This is a genomic window from Actinophytocola xinjiangensis, from assembly GCF_001921215.1.
In the GTDB taxonomy this organism is placed as follows: domain Bacteria; phylum Actinomycetota; class Actinomycetes; order Mycobacteriales; family Pseudonocardiaceae; genus Actinophytocola; species Actinophytocola xinjiangensis.
Genome location: NZ_MSIF01000014.1, coordinates 180,370 through 196,767 on the forward strand (window position 1 = coordinate 180,370; position 16,398 = coordinate 196,767).

The window sequence follows — 16,398 nt, forward strand, 5'->3', positions numbered from 1 at the left end:
CGGCGGAGGCTGCCGAATCACCGGCAGATGGCTCAAACCCCCAGACCGAACCCGAGGACCTCGCCGAGAGCGAGGACCTCGACGGGTTCGAACCGCTGTGAGCCCAGTACGGGAGATGAGAATGAGCAAGCGAACGACACGGGCCAGACAGGGCCTGTGCACGCTGGTCACGGTGTCCGCGCTGGCGGTGGCCGGCCCGGGCGTCGGCTCGGCCGCCCCACCCGCCACCGCCGACGACCCGGCGATCGTGATGGCCGGAAGCGACAAGGTCGAGCCGGCGCTGGTGGACCAGTTCCAGACCGAGGGCGCCGACCAGGACTTCTGGGTGTCCTTCGACGCCCGCCCCGACCTCGCCGGCGCAGAGGGGATCACCGACTGGGCGCGGCGCGGCGCGTTCGTCGTCGACCGGCTGCGCGGCGCGGCGACCGAGGCGCAGGCCGACGCGGTCGAGGTGCTGAAGGCCTCCGGCGTCGAGTACACCTCCTACTGGATCACCAACGCGATCCGCGTCGAGGGCGGCGACCGGCTGCTGGCCGAACGCCTGGCCGCCGACTCCGGCGTGGACCGGGTGTTCGCGCCGGTCGCCTACGAGCGGCCGGAGCCGGTCACGCGGGAGCTGACCGGGTCGCGCCTGGCGCCCGGCGCGGCGGCGGTCGTCGAGTGGGGCGTGGCCAACATCCACGCCGACCAGGTGTGGGAGCGCTTCGGCGTGCGCGGCGACGGGATCGTCGTCGGCTCGATCGACAGCGGCGCCCAACTGGACCACCCGTCGCTGGTCGGCGCCTACCGGGGCTACGACGCCGAGGCCGGCACGTTCGACAACGACTACAACTGGCTCGACGTCTCCGGCACCTCGACCTACCCCAAGGACGACAACGGCCACGGCACCCACACGATGGGCACGATGGTCGGCGACGACGGCGCCGCCAACCGCATCGGCGTCGCGCCCGGCGCGAAGTGGATCACCGCCAACGGGTGCTGCCCGTCGGACCAGGCGCTGGTCGACTCCGCCCAGTGGATGCTCGCCCCCACCAAGGTGGACGGCTCGGCGCCCGACCCGGCGCGGCGCCCGCACGTGGTCAACAACTCGTGGGGCACCGTCGACCCGAGCAACGACCCGTTCATGGAGGACATCCTCACCGCGTGGTCCGACGCCGGGATCTTCGGCGTGTGGGCCAACGGCAACTCCGGCGACAAGGGCTGCACCTCCTCCGGCGCGCCCGGCAGCCGCGTCCTGAACTACTCCACCGGCGCGTACGACTCGTCGAACGCGATCGCCCCGTTCTCCGCGCGCGGCCCCGGCCAGGACGGCGAGGTCAAGCCGAACATCTCCGCGCCGGGCGTGAACGTGCGCTCGTCGCTGCCCGGCAGCCAGTACGGCGTGCTGTCCGGGACGTCGATGGCCGCCCCGCACCTGTCCGGCGCGGTCGCGTTGGCCTGGTCGGCGGACCCGACCCTGGTCGGCGACCTCGCCCGCACTCGTGACCTGCTCGACGCCACCGCCGTCGACACCGACGACACCCGCTGCGGCGGCACCGCCGAGGACAACAACGTCTACGGCGAGGGCCGGCTCGACGCGCTGGCGCTGGTCGAGGCCACCGACCCGGTCGAGGGCGGCACGATCACCGGCACGGTCACCGACGCCGTCGGCGGCGCCGGGGTGCGCGGCGCGGTGCTCTCGCTCACGGCGGGCACGCTGCTGCGCTCGGTGCGGACCGGCGACGACGGCGCCTACACCGCGACCGTCGCGCCCGGCGAGTACCAGGCCACGGTCAGCGGGTTCGGGTTCGAGACCACGACCGTGCCGATCACCGTGACGGCCGGGCGGACCACCACCACCGACATCGCGTTGCCGGCGGCGAAGGGCTTCACCGTCACCGGCCAGGTCCTCGACCAGACCACCGGCAAGGCCATGACCGGCGCGTCGGTGCGCATTGCCGGCACCCGCTTCACCGCCACCGTCGGCGCCGACGGCACCTTCGCCGTGGCGAACGTGCCCGGCCCCAGGACCTACGTGGTCACCGTCGACGGCGGCCGGTGCGCCACCGCGCCGGTGCACCGCTCGGTCGACGTGGCCGGCGACGTGGCGCTGCCGGTCGTGCGGGTGCCCCGCAAGATCGACTCCGCGATCTCCGAGGGCTGGTGGGACTCCCCGTACGGCTACAGCTGCGGCCTCGAACCGACCCACTGGATCACGGGCGACACCGAGCTCGACGTCCCGTTCGGCTGGGGCTCGGTCCCGGTCGAGCTGCCCTTCGCGTTCCCGTACTTCGGCAAGCGGTACGACACGCTGCACGTCGGCCGGCACGGCCTGGCGAGCTTCTGGACGCGTGGCCCGGACAAGACGGTGTTCTGGGGTCTCAAGCCGTTCTTCGCCCTGCTGGACTTCGACGAGAACTCCCACGTCATGACCGGGACGACCGGCACGGCGCCCAACCGGGCGTTCACCGTGGAGTGGCGCGACGTCTTCCTCGCGTCGTCGAACCTGCGGTTCAGCTTCGCGGTGACCCTGCACGAGAACGGCGACATCGTCTACGCCTACGCCGACATCGACGAGGACAACCTGTACGAGCGGGGCGCCGGGGCCGACATCCGGATCACCGGCGAAAGCCCCGACGGCCGCGCGACGGCCTCCACCGGCCTGCTCTACTCCAACCTCGAACCCTCCCTCAACGACGACCACCAGATCCGGTTCAGCCGCCCGGCCGCCGGTTCGGCCAGCGGTGTCGTGACCGACAGGACGACCAGGGCACCGGTCCCCGGCGCCACCGTCGACCTGTACGGCCCCACCGGGAAACTGGTGCGCCGCGTCCGCACCGGCGACGACGGGCGGTACTGGTTCGAGTTGTTGGCGGGCCAGCAGTACCGGGTGGCCGCCCGCAAACCCCCCGGCTACTCGACCGAGTCCAGCGTGCCGGCGAAGGTGACCACCGACCGCCAGGCGCTGACGGTCAACCACGTGCTTTCCGGCGGCCGGCTCGACGTCCGCGCCCAGCGGACCGAGATCACGCCCGGCCGGCCGGCCACGGTCCGCCTGACCAACTCCGGCGCCACCCAGCTCGACTGGTACGCCACCGCCACCCCGAGCCGCGCCGACGCGCCGGCGCCGTGGACGAAGCTGGCGAACGTCCGGATGGGCAGCATGTGGACCACCGGCGTCGAGGAGGTCAACGGCAACTACTGGGTCGGCGGCGTCACCCCGGCCGGCGGGGAGCTGTTCGAGGTCACCGAGGCCGGCGTGCGGACCGGCGAGGCGATCAACCTGCGGGCGGTGATGGACAAGCTCGGTCTCAGCGAGCAGAGCACGTCCTCGGACCTGGCGTGGGTTCCCTCCCGCGGGATGCTGTGCCTGACCTTCGACGGCCTGGAGACCTACGAGCAGATCGTCTGTCTGCGCCCCGGCACCACCGACGTGGTGACCCTGCCGCTCGGCTTCGGCCCGCGGGTCGGCCCGGCGGGTCTGGCCTACGACGAGCAGCGCGACCTGTTCTACGTCATCGCCGCGCACCGCGACGGCGGCTACCAGAGCCGGATCAGGACCATCGCCGGGCTGGACCACCAGAACCCGGGGGAGGCGCTGAACACCTGCGTCGTGACCAGGCAGGTCCAGGGCCTCGGCTGGAACCCGACGTCCAGGACGCTGTGGGCCAACAGTGTTCAGCAGACCGGCAGCGACACCGCCGACCGCACGGTCCTGCGCCAACTGGACCCGACGACCTGCACGGAGATCTCGGACGTGGCGCTGGACCCGGCGTACGGCCTGGCCTACACCGGCCTTGACCTCGACGCCGAGGGCAACGTGCTGCACACCCTGGGCTTCGGGGCGTCGTTCAACAAGATCGCCACCGGCGACCCGATCGCCCCGTCGACCGACTGGGCCCAACTGTCTACTGAGGAGGGAACGCTGCCCGCCCGCCGCACCGAGACCCTGACCGTCGACCTCGACTGGTCCACCCTGCCCGCCGAGATCGACCAGTTCGACCTCGTCCTGCGCGGCAACGGCGGCGCCAGCCCGAAGGTCACCATCCCGATCACCGTCACCAGATAGGCAGTCGGCCCCGGACCGCACGACGCGGTCCGGGGCACCGCTGTCGGTGGCGCCGGTCAGACCTGGCTGCCGCGGTCCCGTACCAGCTGACCGTTGGTCACTGCCCGGACGAGCACGTCGGCCATACCGCCGTCGTCGTCGTTGACGAAGACCCGCACCTGCTGCTGTGCCCGGCTCAATGCGAGATAAAGCAGGGACAACAGCCGAGTCCGTTCGTTGGTGGGGGTGCGGTTCACCTCCATGTCCGGGACCCCGGCGACGAGCACAGTGCCGAACTGGAGCCCGGCCAGGTACTCGGCCGGCCCGACGACCAGCCCCCGGCGGCGGTAACCGAGGCCCTCCACATCCGACCGGCCCGAGATCGTCGACACGTGGAACCGGCCGGAGTGGCCGATACGCGAGGCCAGGTCGCTGAAACGCCACCAGTGCCGGCTGTCCACGATCGCCAGCGCGAGCCGTCCCGTCGGATACAGCTCGTGCACCGCCCGCACGATGTCGTCCTCCTCGCCCATCCGGGACGCGGCGGTGATCAGCCGTGGCGGCGGACCGGGGTCCTGCGTCGACTCGACCGTGCCGAAGTTGATGTCCCACTCCTGCCCGAGGTCCAGCGTCGGGAATTCGTGGTGGATGTGCTTGATCAGGCCGAGGATCTGCGGGGTGAAGCGGTGGACCGCGGTCAGCTCGAAATTGGTGACGTCGCCCAGACCGTCCTCGGACAGCGCCGACGAGGAGCGCGTCGCGTCCGCGGCGAAACCGATGAACGCCGCCGAGGGGGACTGGCGCGGATCCAGCGCCATGAACACCCGTGGGTACACGCTGACGTCCCGGGACAGGTAGTGCAGCACCTGTCGTTCGAGCGGGCTGAACAGGTGGAACTCATCGACGAAGATCAGGTCGTAGCCCTGGGTTCTGCGAGCGCGGTTCCAGGCGTGCGTCTCGAGATGGCTCAGCAGGTCGGCCAGCACCTGGTCCGAGGTCAGCAACGATCGAGCGTCGAGGCTGTCCATGAACTTCGTGTAGAGGTGAAAGGTGACCTGCAGGTCGTTGCGGCACTGCAGCGGCAGCATCCAGGACGCCCTGGGCAGGTTCAGGTAGCGCGCTTCCGCCCCGGCTCCGGGAAAGATCGCCGCTGCTCCGATGACCGAGCCGAACTCGACCAGCAGGTCCCAGGCCAAGGCCACCCGGTCGTCGGCGGTTGTCGAGGTGAACCGGGCCCGGAGGCTCTCGGAGACGCCCGACTCGAACGTGATCCAGTCGCCGGCGATGAAATCGTCCAGAACGTCGCGGATCTCGTCCAGCTGGGCCTGTTTTCCGCTGAAGCTGTCGTTTCCGATCAGGCTGAACCCGGAACTGTCGTTGACGTACTGCGGTGAGATCGTCGTCGCGATCTCCAGCAGCGGGAAGATGTCGACCTCGCTGAGGTTCCCGATTCCCATCGAGTCGAGCGAGTCCGATATCTCGGTCGCCAGCGACCAGCTGTGGGTCACAACCAGGACACGGAGGTCGAGGTCGTCCTCCCTGGCCTTGAGCACCTCCCGGATGGCCTTGAGAGTCAGTGCCAGGGTCTTGCCAGAGCCGGCCGGGCCCCGCAGGCGGATCGACTTGGCGGTGCTCGCCTCGATGAACGACCGCTGGTCGTCGGTGACGGTTTCCAGCCACTGCTGGTAGGTCCAGCCCTTGGTCGTCGACTGTTCGAGGGGTTCGAGTGATATCTCCACGTCGGAGGGCTGGTTGCGCTGGGCCCGTTCGATCCGCTCGGCGCCCTTGTCGATCGCGGTCTTCCAGTCGGCTTCCCAGTTCGGCGGCATGGGTGGCTTCGCCACCTCGAACTCCTCCAGGCTGGGCTGGTAGTCCGAGTCCGTCGTGGTCCAGAAGACGACGTCCGAGCGTTCGCCCGGCAGAACCTCGACGATCCAGCGAATCGCCTGAACGGTTCTTCTGGACGTGGCGAAGAACGCGACGAGATTGTTGTGCTTGTACTGGTGCCAGCCCCTTGGCAGGACGATCGGGCCGTGTGCCCTGGCACGCTCCGCGAACGAGGCCATGCGGCTGATGACGTCCCGTCGGAGGTCGGCGAGGTTGTCGGGAACGTGGCGTTCACTGGTGTTCGTGTCCCGCATGAGAACGATCCGCTGCTCGTCGAGCTTGTCGTCGGCGTTCACCAGCACGTCGCTGTGCGTGCCGGCGTGTTCGAACAGCAGCGGTGAGGCGGACACGGCGTCCGGTGACAACCCGGTGGCCAGTTCCTTGAGCGACCGGACCGTGGTGATGAGCGGCCTCATCTGAAGGTCTCTTCCAGGAGTTCGGCGTGGAGATCGCGCATCTCCTCGTACTCCTTCGGGAGTCCGATGGACAGGAAGACAAGGGCGAACCGCTGGACGATCGAATGGATGTACCGGTCCTGCAAACGTGAGATCCGTCGGTAGCTCACGGCTCGTCTGGCCGGTCCGATCGCGATCTCGGGTTGCCACACCTGCTCGAGATGTCGCAGGTACACGAAGTAGCCGATGTCGTGGTTGCGGGCGATCGCGGACAGGAACAGGGTGTCGCCGGGCGGTTGGGAGTACGGGCCGCGCAGTTGCGAGACTGTCTGCCGGATCACGGCGTCGCGTGTCCGCGCGTCGGACATTACGAGCTGTGCCGTGACGATCTGATCGACGGCCTCGCCCAGGGACGTCGTCGGCTGGCTCAACAGTCGGATGGCACGTAAGGAGGCCCCAACCGTCTCGGCGGCGGGGCCGTCGAGCCCGATCGAGGTGATGATCTTCGCTGGCTCGACCTCGCAGGGCCAGGCCCGCAGCCGCTCGTCGGAGATGTTCGCGCCGACGCCGGTGAGTTCCGCCCGAAGAGTCCTGAGGATCTTCGCCAGGCTCTTCTCGCGCAGTCGGGGGACCTGCATCTCCAGCAGGTACTCGGTGGCCGCCAACACGGGAACGCAGGTGACGCGGCCCTGGTGTTTGTCGTAGGCGAAGTCACAGTCGGCCGTCAGCACGAGAAGGTGCCGCTGCCACTTCGATCGCGACGGATCTACCGCCTCGAGGACATCGCCTTGGCGGAGTGGATCGGTGATGCTGAGCTCCCGATACTCCGCGAACGTCCCTGTCAACACTCCTCCAGAACTCTGCGCGCGGTACCCGACAACTGACGAGTCGTTTCCTGCTCCGGATTCGCGACATCACGCCGAGAATTTCTTCACTGTCCATAGTGGACAAACCCGGCCCAGGCGACCACCTGGGCCGGTTTCCGTTCCGGCACCGACGCCAGCAACCCGGCCGGCATCCCCGCCGGCGCCCGGCGGTCCGGGTCCAGCATCCACAGCTGCGCCAGCCGCAACGCCTCCCGCACCGCCCGCCCCTCGACGACCCGGTAGTGGTGGAACAGGTACATCAGCGCCGAGGTCTCCCGGTCCGGCACCGCCCACTGCGCCGACAGCACCGACCGCACCCGCCCCGCCAGGAACGCCGTGCCCAGGCTGTACGCCTCGTCGAACCCCTGGATCGACCGCCCGCTGTGGCAGGCGGCCAGCACCACCAGCCCGATCGGCCGCCCGGTCCCGATCTGTTCGGCGGCCAGCCGGCTCGCCGGCCCACCCGGGGTTTCCGGCGCCAGCACCAGGTACGCCTGCCCCTGGTCGGCCTCGTGGCGGCCGTGGCAGGCCAGGTGCGCCACGCCGCCGGCCGCCGGGTCCTCCTCGGCCAGCCACCGCCGCACCTGCGCGGCCGTCCCCGCCCCGGCCGCGCTGGTGGTCCCGTCCGGCAGCCGCCCGACGTAGCGGGCGTGCGGGTAGAACCCGCGCAGCGCGTGCGCCTCCACCCGCGCCGCCGCCAACCCGGCCGCCGCCCCCGCCGTCTCCGGGTCGCCGACGATCAGCCCACCGCCCCCGGCGGCGACGGCCGGCAGCGCCGCGTTCTCACACAGCAGCCGGGCCGACACCGCGTGCGAGAACGCCGCCAGCTCGATCGCGTACACCCCGTCCGGCCGCCGCGCCGCCTCCCACGGGATCCGCGCCAGATCCCCCATCGGCACCAGCACGATGCGCGGCTCCGGCACGGCGAGCAGCTCCAGCAGCGGCCCGACCGCCACCCGCCACGCCCAGCCGCCGACCGCGTCCAGGTCACCGACGCCCGCCGGGGCCAGGTCGCGGGTCGGGTCCAGATACCGCCGGACCTCGGCGACCCCGCCGGCGTCGAGGTCCGGCAGTTCCAGCCACACCGGCGCCCCGTCCACCGGGGCGACCACCGCGAGCCCCGGCGCCAGGTACACCAGGGCGTCGGCGTCCACGGTGCGCAGCGCGGCGCGGATCTCGTCCAGGTCCGGCGGGTCCAGCAGCCGGTCCCTGTCCGGCAGCACCGCCAGCGCGGCCCGCCGCGTCTCGGCGTTCGCCCCGCCGTCGGCCAGCCACCGCCGGGCGAGGTCGTCGTGCCCGGCGGCCCGCAGCTTGTCCGGAACCTTCGGCAGCTCGACGGCCGCGAACAGCATCAACCCCCGCCCGGAGTCCAACGCCCGCACCGCCCCCGCCACGTCCCCGATCCGAAGACACTGCCGCGCCACCTCGACCGCCGACCCGGCCGCCTCCCGCACCGCGTCCCGCGCCCCGACGACACTCGACTCCCGCAACGCCCGCCACGCGTAGCCCCGCTGGGCGAGCAGCTTCAGCTCGGTGGCCGCCCGGCCCTGGCCGGCCTGCTGCCGCACGTCGGCCAGTTGCTTCGTCGTGAGAATCCACAGTGGACTTTCTGGTCCGCCGAGCAGCTCGCGGGCGTCCTCCAGCCGGGCAACGGCCTCCTCGCCGGTCTCCGGGCGCAGCGACAGCACGTGGGCGAGGGTGGCCTGGCAGGCGGCCCGCAGAGCCGGTGCCGCCGACCCGCTGAGTTCCAGCCCCGCGCGCAGGGCGGCGACCGCACGGTCATGGTGTCGCGGCCCCCGCGCGAAGTGCCCGATGCCCAGGAACTGGTACTGCGTGATCCGCGGCAACGGCGGGAGGTCGGCGTCGGCGGCGGAGCGGGCCAGCTCCGTCAGCTGCTCGTCGGTGAGCTGGCCGTCCGCCAGCATCGACCGCTGGGCGTCCATCACCCGGTTGATGGCGTGGTCCAGGTCGGTCGCGCCGGGCATCGGCGGCAGGGCGTCGAACACGGCCCGCAGGCCCGCCGGGTCCGACCGGGATCCGGCGGTGACGAACCGGGCCAGCGCGAGCAGCTGGTCCCGGTCGGCCCGGGTGCGCGGGTCGTCGCCGACCATGGCGTCGAGCAGACCGGGCAGCGCGGCCGAGATGCGGTCCAGCTCGCTCAGGTTCTCGTCGTGCTGGGCGCGGGCGATCGCGGCCAGCAGCTCACCGAAGGCCGTCGACAGCTGGTTGGCCCGGTCACCCATGAGGTCGGCGATGGCCTTGGCCGTCGTGTCCGGGCTGTGGTGCGGGTCGGCCAGGTGCTCGAAAGCCTCGGCCTGGGCACGCGCCCCCTGTCGGGCCTTCGGCCACCGGGGCGCCGCCGGCGGATCGGCGTCGACGATCTTCAGCAGTCCCGCCGCCCGCCACAGGTACGCGACACCGCCCTCCTCGCACGCGATGACCAGCGCGGCGGCCAGCCGAGCGCGTTGCGGGTGGTCGGCGGGCAGCCGGGAGATCTCCGCCCAGAACTCCTCGACGACCTGCTCCCCGTCGTCCTCGGTCAACGCCCGGACGATCAACGTCCGGCACTGTCCCACCGGTGTCTCATCCGGCGTCGCGGTGGCGGGTGTCTCCGGTGTCGCCGCGCTCAGCGCGTCCCGGGTCGCCGCGCGCAACGAGTCGACGGAGTCGAGCATGGCGGACCGGTCGCGCCGGCTGGCGGCCGAGGCCAGGTCGGTCATCGTGCGCAGCTGCTCGCGCCAGGCGTTGGCGTGGGGGTGGTCGTCGTCGCCGAGCATCCCCTCCAGCGTCGAGGACACCGTGGTGACGATCCGGACCCACTCGTCGATGTCGCCGCTGCGCTGGGCCTGGAACATGCCGGTGAACAGGTTCCCGAGGTCGGCGGGCAGCGCCGCCGCCGCCATCGACACGATCCCGTCGAGCACGCCCGGATCCGGGGCGGCCGAGTCGAGCTGCCGGGAGAAGTCGAGCGTGGCCCGGGTGGCCGCCCGCACCGAACCCCACCGCCGCACCGCCGGCGGATCACTGTCCGCCATCGCCACCAGCTCCTCGGGAACGGGCACCCCCAATGCCAGGATCACCGCACCGGCCAACCTCCCCCGCCGCTCGACCGGCACCCGCGCGATCGCGGCGAGGAACTCCGCGACCACCCGCTTCGGCTCGCCTCCGGTCAACGCGCTGACGACCAGCGCCCGACACCGCTCCACCGAACCCAACTCGCCCATGCCCTTCTCTGACGGACATGACCGCCCGCGCCCGTGCGCCCGGTCCGGGCGTCTCCGCCGCTCACCGCCGACTCCCGCGCCACGAGCCCGTTTCCCCCGTCGAGCTCCGAGGCCGAGCCGGCGTCTACCGCGCCAACGGCCGCTCCCAGTAACCGCTACCACCCTTCATCGCCGCACCGGGTGGCTTGACCTCAAGCAAGGTGGAGGTCATACCGTCACCCCGTCCTGATGATCGACTGATGGGAGCGCGCTGATGATCCTGGTAACCGGAGCGACCGGAAGAATCGGCAGCGCCCTGCTGACCGGCCTGCGCGGCTACCCGGTGCGGGCCCTCACCAGGGACCTCGCCAACGCGACGTTCCCCGCCGGCGTCGACGCCGTCGAGGGCGACCTGGCCGACGACCCGGCGCCGCTGCTCAAGGGCGTCCGCGCGCTGTTCCTGTTGCGGGGCCTGGCTCCCGAGGCCCCGGTCATCGACGCGGCCCGCGAGGCCGGCGTCGAGCACGTCGTGTTGGTGTCGTCGATCACCGTCCAGACCCACCCGCACCTGCCCGAGGCCCACGCGAACCTGGTCGCCGAGAACCTGGTCAAGGACAGCGGCCTGACCTGGACGATCCTGCGCCCCACCCAGTTCGCCTCCAACACCCTCCTGTGGTCCGGTTCGATCCGCGACGACTCCACCGTCCGTGCCCCCTACCCCGACGTCGGCCTGCCCGCCATCCATCCCGCCGACATCGCCGCCGTGGCACGGGAAGCACTGACCGATTCCGTCCACAATGGCCAGACCTACGCGCTCACCGGCCCCGCTCCCGTCACTCCCCGGGAGCAGGCGGCCGCGCTGGCCGCCGCCCTGGGCCGCCCCCTGTCGTTCGTCGAACTCACCCGGGAACAGGCCCACCACGACCTGGCCCCCTACTTCGGCCCTGCCACCGCCGCCGTCCTCGACCTCATGGGCGGCGACACCACCGAGGCCCTGCGCACCGTCCATGACACCGTCGAACGGATCACCGGCCACCCCGCGACGCCGTTCGTCCGCTGGGCCACCGAGAACGTGGCAGCCTTCCGCTGACATGAGGCACCTGCGTTGCCACTGGGGCGAGGAAGACATCTGGTTCCACTTCGAGCTCGACCCCGACGGCTGGGTCACCCGCCAGATCGAACTCCAGGGCCCAGCCGAAACCCCCATCGCCGCCGCCTCCCTCGACGAGGAACTGCGCGCCCGCGACGCCGGCACACTCACCGAGTACGAGAACACCTACGGCCTGACCTCTGAGAAGCCCCTCGACCCGGCCGACCTACCCGACCCCGAACCCATCCCTCCCGACGAGTTCGAACGCCTCTGGCAGCACGCCCGAACCACCCTCGAAAGCCGTCAGAAGCCGTAGCCCGCGCAGGCGTGCGCCACACAACCCGCGTGTGTTCTACTTCGGACTGGTGAAGACCAGGACGGGACTGATGCTCACCCGGTCATTGTCCAGGTGCATTCCCCGGTGGCCTCGAAGAACTCGCCAGCGTTGATCGTCACCGAGCCGGGGCCTTCAAGGTTGCCGTTGGCCAGGATCGACTCCATCGCTCCCGAGTCGTCCTTGTGCCGAGCCCAGTAGCAGGCGCCGATGATGTCGTCCTCGGGCGGACCCGGAGTCTTGTACTGGCCTGCCTGGACATCGACCCCCACCTCGTACATACCACTGGTAATGGTGGTGGCCGGCCCGGCCGGGGCAGCTGACTCGTTCGCGGGCGCACTGGCCGACTGCCCGGCAGGCGACTGCTCAGTGGTGCCTGCGTCTTCGCTCGGCTGGCTGACGGCGACCACGATTATCAGCAGGACGATGACGCCCAACCCGCCGATCACCCATCTCCACCGATGCTTCTTCGCCATCGGAAGTTCCCCTTTCCACAGGCGGGGTCCCTGGCCGGGCGTCCGCCAGGGCCAGAATGCGGGGCACCACCTGCATCCGCACCCGCAGCAACCCGGTTCGGGGATGCCGGTCTACGAGGACGTAGCCGCGGCCGACGACCGTCCACCAGAAGAACAGCGGCAGCGAACGCCACTACCGCCTGGTCAGGCCGCTGTCCGTGGTCTGTTCGGCTGCGCGGTTCCCGGCATCAGAACTGGTAGTAGAGGAAGGGGCTGAAGGTGCCGGCGGCGATGAGGATGGCGGCGTAGAACAGGCCGGCCGTCATGATGGTGACGCGGAGGACCGTGGCGGGCAGGCTGCGGGAGGACTCCAGCAGGGGCCCGGTGACGGGGTGTGCCGGCAGGAACACGATCACCAGGGCCAGCAGCAGGATCAGTACCCGCTGGTTGGTGAAGGCCTCCCCGACGACGTCGGTGACGCCGGTGAAGTCGGGTAGGAGCATGTGGCCGATCATGGTCAGGGCCTGGCTCAGGTCGGTGGAGCGGAAGAAGACCCAGCCGACGACGACCAGCAGGAAGGTGAGGGCGCGGCGGGCGATGCGGGCGCCGGCCGTCGGTGGGGAGTTGTCCAGTTGGAAGCCGCGTTCGATGATCAGTAGGGCGCCGTGGTAGATGCCCCAGACGAGGTAGGTCCAGTTGGCGCCGTGCCAGAAGCCGGTGAGGACGAAGACGATGGACAGGTTGCGGTACGTCTTGGCGGAGCCCTGGCGGTTGCCGCCGAGGGGGATGTAGACGTAGTCGCGGAACCAGCGGGACAGGGACATGTGCCAGCGGCGCCAGAACTCGGTCACCGTGACCGACGAGTACGGGCGGGCGAAGTTCTCCGGGAGGCGGAAGCCGAGCATCCGGCCCAGGCCGATCGCCATGTCCGAGTAGCCGGAGAAGTCGAAGTACAGCTGCAACGTGTAGGTCAGGGCGCCGAGCCACGCCACGGCGAAGGTCATCTCGTCGTTCGGGGTCGTGAAGCATGCCTCGACCACCGGGCTCAGGGAGTCGGCGATGATCACTTTCTTGCACAGGCCGAGGGCGAAGCGGGGGAAGCCCGCCGCCACGTCGTCCAGGCGGTGGGTGCGTTCCTGGGGCAGCTGGTCGGCGATCTCGTGGTAGCGCACGATCGGGCCGGCGATCAGCTGCGGGAACATCGAGATGTACGTCGCGTACGCCACCGGTTGGCGTAGCGCCGGGCGCTCGCCCCGGTAGATGTCCACGATGTACGAAATATTGTGGAATGTGTAGAACGAGATGCCGATCGGCAGCAGCAGGTGCACCACGGGGAAGTCGCCGCCGAACAGCCTCGCGAAGCCGTCGAGCTGCTCGGTGAGGAAGCCCGCGTACTTCCACACCACCAGCGTCGCCACGTCGAAGATGATCACGGCGATGAGCAGGCCGCGTTTGCGGCGCTTCGCCAGCGCCCACTCGTCGGGCTCCAGGGCCTGGCCGGCGAGGAAGTTCACCACCATGCAGACCAGCAGCAGGATCGTCGTCGGGCCGGCGCCCACCGTGTAGAACGTGAGCGACGCTACGGCGACGATCCCGTTGCGCCACGACCTGGGCGCCAGCAGGACGAGCGCCAGCACCAGTGGAGTGAAGATCCACAGGAACAGTGGGCTGGCGAACGACATGCGGTGACCTCAACCTCCCCGAAAAGGACGTCTGGACCCTATCCGAGTGGTTCAGTCCTTCCGGCCGCAAATGTCGAACGTGACGCTGCCTACACCCGCCCGGCCACCCGCCGCCGCCGAGCCACCTCCGCCAGCACCACCCCGGCCGCCACCGACGCGTTCAGCGACTCCACCCCGGCCGCCATCGGGATCGACACCGTCTCGTCGCAGGTCTCGCGGACCAGCCGGGACAGGCCCCTGCCCTCCGAGCCGATCACGACCACCAGGGGAGAGGTCGCCAGCGAGAGGCCGTCGACGTCCACCGTGCCGTCGGCGTCCAGGCCGACGATCATCAGGCCGCGTTCGGCATACGAACGCAGGGTGCGGGTCAGGTTGGTCGCCACCGCCACCGGCAGCTTGGCGGCCGTGCCGGCCGACGTGCGCCACGCCACCGCGGTCACCCCGGCGCTGCGCCGCTGCGGCAGCAGCACGCCGTTGGCGCCGAACGCGGCCGCCGAGCGGATCACCGCGCCCAGGTTGCGCGGATCCGTCACACCGTCCAGCGCCACCAGCAGCGCCGGCTCGGACGACTCGTCGGCCACGTCCAACAGCTCGTCGGGGTGGGCGTACTCGAACGGCGGCATCTGCAGCGCCAGGCCCTGGTGCAGCGCCCCGCCGGTGAGCCGGTCCAGCTCGGGCCTGGCGACCTCCAACACCGAGATGCCCCGGTCGGCGGCCAGCCGGACGGCCTCGGTCACGCGGTCGTCGGCGTCCACGCTGAGCTGCACGTACAGCGCGGTCGCCGGGACGTCGGCGCGCAGGCACTCGACGACCGGGTTGCGTCCGGCGACCAGCTCGGCGGTCGGCTTGTCCTTGGAGCGGTGCTGGGCGGCCTTGGCCTTGGCCGCCGCGCGGCGCTGGGCCGGGTGGCCGGGGCGCGCGGAGGCGTGCGGCGTCGGGCCCTTGCCCTCCAGCGACTTCGCGCGCTGGCCGCCGGACCCCTTGACGGCGCCCTTCTTCGTGCCGGTTTTGCGGATCGCGCCCCGGCGTTGGGAGTTTCCAGCCACGTCAGCTGTCCTTAAATGTCCACTGTGGACCGTCGGGGGTGTCCTCGACGGTGATACCCGCGGCCAGCAACCGGTCCCGGATCGCGTCGGCGGCGGCGAAGTCGCGCTCCGCCCTGGCCCGCTGGCGCGCCGCCAGCTGCTCGCCGACCAGGGACTCGACCGCCGCGGCGGCCTTTGAATCCACTGTGGACGACGAGGACCACTTGTCCGACAACGGGTCCAGCCCGAGCACCTCGGTCTGGGCGCGGACCGTCGCGGCCGCGGTGAGGGCGCCGTTGTCGTCACCGGCGTCCAGCGCGGTGAACCCGGCCCGCACCGTGCTGTGCACCGCCGCCAACGCGGCCGGCGTGCCGAGGTCGTCGTCCATCGCCGCCGCGAACTCACGACCGACGTCGCCGGGCGCCATCACCCCGGCGCGCTGCGCCACCCGGTGCACGAACGACTCCACCCGCTGGTAGGCCCGCGCCGACTCCTCCAGCGCGGCCTCGGAGAACTCGATCGTCGACCGGTAGTGCGGGGCCACCAGGTGGTAGCGCAGCTCCTGCGGCCGGAACCGGGCGACCAGCGCCTCGACCGACACCACGTTGCCCAGCGACTTCGCCATCTTCTCGCCGGCCAGCCCCACCAGCCCGTTGTGCATCCAGAACCGGGCGAACGGGTCGCCGGCCGCCCGCGACTGCGCCAGCTCGTTCTCGTGGTGCGGGAACACCAGGTCCAGGCCGCCGCCGTGGATGTCGAACTCGGCGCCCAGATAGGTCAGCGCCATCGCCGAGCACTCCAGGTGCCAGCCCGGCCGGCCCGGCCCCCACGGCGTCGGCCAGCACGGCTCACCCGGCCGCGCGCCCTTCCACAGCGTGAAGTCACGCGGGTCGCGCTTGCCCTCGCCGGCCGACTCGCCCTGCTGCATCTCCTCGATCCGCTGACCGGACAGCGCGCCGTACTCGGCGTAGGAGGCGACCGCGAAGTACACGTCGCCGGCCGACGCGTAGGCGTGCCCGCCGGCGATCAGCCGCTCCATCAGCTCGACCATCTGCGTCACATGGCCGGTGGCGCGCGGCGCGATCGACGCCGGCAGCACGCCGAGCGTGGCGTAGGCCGCGTCGAACGCGCGCTCGTAGGTGGCCGACCACTGCCACCACGGGGTGTCGTGCTCGCCGGCCTTGCGCAGGATCTTGTCGTCGATGTCGGTGACGTTGCGCACCAGCGTGACCGCCAGCCCGGAGTGAGCCAGCCAGCGGCGCAGCACGTCGTAGTTCAGCGCGCTGCGCACGTGCCCGATGTGCGGCGGACCCTGCGGGGTCGGCCCACACACGTAGATCGACGCAGCTCCAGGGCGCACGGGGACGAACTCCCGCGCGCGACGGCTCGCGCTGTCGAACAGGTGCAGGCTCACGGTGTCATCCTCGTCAGGGA

At 71.1% G+C, this 16,398-nt stretch carries 10 protein-coding genes; 3 read left to right on the forward strand and 7 right to left on the reverse strand.

Features of this window, described 5'->3' with window-relative positions; translation table 11 throughout:
* The first annotated feature begins 121 nt into the window (after positions 1–121).
* Complete coding sequence (locus tag BLA60_RS26260) at positions 122–4,048, forward strand: S8 family serine peptidase (RefSeq protein ID WP_075135662.1); 3,927 nt, start codon at positions 122–124, stop codon at positions 4,046–4,048.
* 56 nt (positions 4,049–4,104) lie between these two features.
* Here BLA60_RS26260 and BLA60_RS26265 read toward each other — a convergent pair whose 3' ends face one another.
* From BLA60_RS26265 to BLA60_RS26275, 3 genes are all read right to left on the reverse strand, one after another.
* A complete protein-coding gene (locus tag BLA60_RS26265; RefSeq protein ID WP_075135663.1) occupies positions 4,105–6,330 on the reverse strand; it encodes a UvrD-helicase domain-containing protein in 2,226 nt (741 codons plus the stop codon).
* Positions 6,327–7,154, reverse strand: coding sequence for a hypothetical protein (locus BLA60_RS26270; protein ID WP_154814589.1), 828 nt, complete (start codon positions 7,152–7,154; stop codon positions 6,327–6,329). The genes BLA60_RS26265 and BLA60_RS26270 overlap by 4 nt, the downstream gene beginning before the upstream one ends.
* Positions 7,155–7,240: 86 nt before the next feature.
* Positions 7,241–10,399 (reverse strand): CHAT domain-containing protein, encoded by a 3,159-nt coding sequence (locus tag BLA60_RS26275; protein ID WP_075135665.1) that lies wholly within the window; start codon positions 10,397–10,399, stop codon positions 7,241–7,243.
* Positions 10,400–10,652: 253 nt separating this feature from the next.
* On the opposite strand from BLA60_RS26275, the gene BLA60_RS26280 reads away from it, so the two are divergent.
* Positions 10,653–11,468, forward strand: a complete 816-nt coding sequence (locus tag BLA60_RS26280; protein ID WP_075135666.1) for an SDR family oxidoreductase — start codon at positions 10,653–10,655, stop codon at positions 11,466–11,468.
* A 1-nt stretch (position 11,469) separates the two neighbouring features.
* Complete coding sequence (locus BLA60_RS26285; RefSeq protein ID WP_075135667.1) at positions 11,470–11,784, forward strand: hypothetical protein; 315 nt, start codon at positions 11,470–11,472, stop codon at positions 11,782–11,784.
* A 74-nt stretch (positions 11,785–11,858) separates the two neighbouring features.
* Here the strand turns inward: BLA60_RS26285 and BLA60_RS26290 are convergent, their stop codons facing one another.
* From BLA60_RS26290 to cysS, 4 genes are all read right to left on the reverse strand, one after another.
* On the reverse strand, positions 11,859–12,278 hold the full coding sequence (locus BLA60_RS26290) for an Rv1352/Rv1906c domain-containing protein (RefSeq protein WP_154814591.1): 420 nt from the start codon (positions 12,276–12,278) through the stop codon (positions 11,859–11,861).
* 227 nt (positions 12,279–12,505) lie between these two features.
* Positions 12,506–13,939 (reverse strand): MBOAT family O-acyltransferase, encoded by a 1,434-nt coding sequence (locus BLA60_RS26295; protein WP_075135669.1) that lies wholly within the window; start codon positions 13,937–13,939, stop codon positions 12,506–12,508.
* Between the two features lie 89 nt (positions 13,940–14,028).
* Positions 14,029–14,985: a 23S rRNA (guanosine(2251)-2'-O)-methyltransferase RlmB gene (gene rlmB, locus BLA60_RS26300; protein ID WP_075135670.1), complete on the reverse strand. Its 957-nt coding sequence runs from the start codon at positions 14,983–14,985 to the stop codon at positions 14,029–14,031.
* A gap of 1 nt (position 14,986) precedes the next feature.
* Entirely contained in the window at positions 14,987–16,378 is a 1,392-nt protein-coding gene (cysS, locus tag BLA60_RS26305) for a cysteine--tRNA ligase (protein ID WP_075135671.1), read from the reverse strand.
* Between the last annotated feature and the right edge of the window lie 20 nt (positions 16,379–16,398).

Excerpts from the sequence above, each read along its gene's own strand:
- BLA60_RS26260 (WP_075135662.1), top strand. The coding sequence starts at position 122 with ATGAGCAAGCGAACGACACGGGCCAGACAGGGCCTGTGCACGCTGGTC.
- BLA60_RS26265 (WP_075135663.1), bottom strand. The coding sequence starts at position 6,330 with ATGAGGCCGCTCATCACCACGGTCCGGTCGCTCAAGGAACTGGCCACC.
- BLA60_RS26275 (WP_075135665.1), bottom strand. The coding sequence starts at position 10,399 with ATGGGCGAGTTGGGTTCGGTGGAGCGGTGTCGGGCGCTGGTCGTCAGC.
- BLA60_RS26280 (WP_075135666.1), top strand. The coding sequence starts at position 10,653 with ATGATCCTGGTAACCGGAGCGACCGGAAGAATCGGCAGCGCCCTGCTG.
- BLA60_RS26285 (WP_075135667.1), top strand. The coding sequence starts at position 11,470 with ATGAGGCACCTGCGTTGCCACTGGGGCGAGGAAGACATCTGGTTCCAC.
- BLA60_RS26290 (WP_154814591.1), bottom strand. The coding sequence starts at position 12,278 with ATGGCGAAGAAGCATCGGTGGAGATGGGTGATCGGCGGGTTGGGCGTC.
- BLA60_RS26295 (WP_075135669.1), bottom strand. The coding sequence starts at position 13,939 with ATGTCGTTCGCCAGCCCACTGTTCCTGTGGATCTTCACTCCACTGGTG.